Raw genomic sequence first — 407 nt, 5'->3', positions numbered from 1 at the left:
GGAGGCCAACACGTACCTCATCACCGTCCGGCGGGCCCGGCTGTTGATGCTCATCGACTCCCGTTCCGCCCCGAGCTAGCGGCACCTGACGCGGGAACCGTCTCTCATGAACACGCCGCCGTTCCCGACTTTCACGGAGTCGCGTGCGGCCCCCTACCACCGGATGGGCGCCAAGGGCGTCCGCAGCGACCCGCGCACCGTCAACCCGATCCGCAAGTCCTACCCCGACTAGGCGCCCCAGGCCGGCGCCCGTGCCGGGATGCTCTGATCCCGTGCACCGGCCGTCCTGCCCGCCCGCCATGTCGGCGGAGGTCAGGCGCAGCTGCCGGTTCACGTCGGCCGCCGTGATGCCGAGCGCCAGCAGGCGGTCGGGCAGCAGGGTGACGCGCATCTCGCGGGCGACGCCG

1 pseudogene is annotated in these 407 nt (G+C 72.5%); it reads right to left on the bottom strand.

Annotated elements, in window-relative coordinates:
- Positions 1-145 precede the first annotated feature (145 nt).
- Positions 146-407: pseudogene (locus MKK58_RS27175) on the bottom strand (hypothetical protein); the annotation flags it as partial.

It is taken from the genome of Methylobacterium sp. J-078 (genome assembly GCF_022829285.1).
GTDB lineage: Bacteria > Pseudomonadota > Alphaproteobacteria > Rhizobiales > Beijerinckiaceae > Methylobacterium.
Note: the sequence above shows the minus strand (reverse complement) of the source record. Positions and strands in the feature narration are given on the sequence as shown.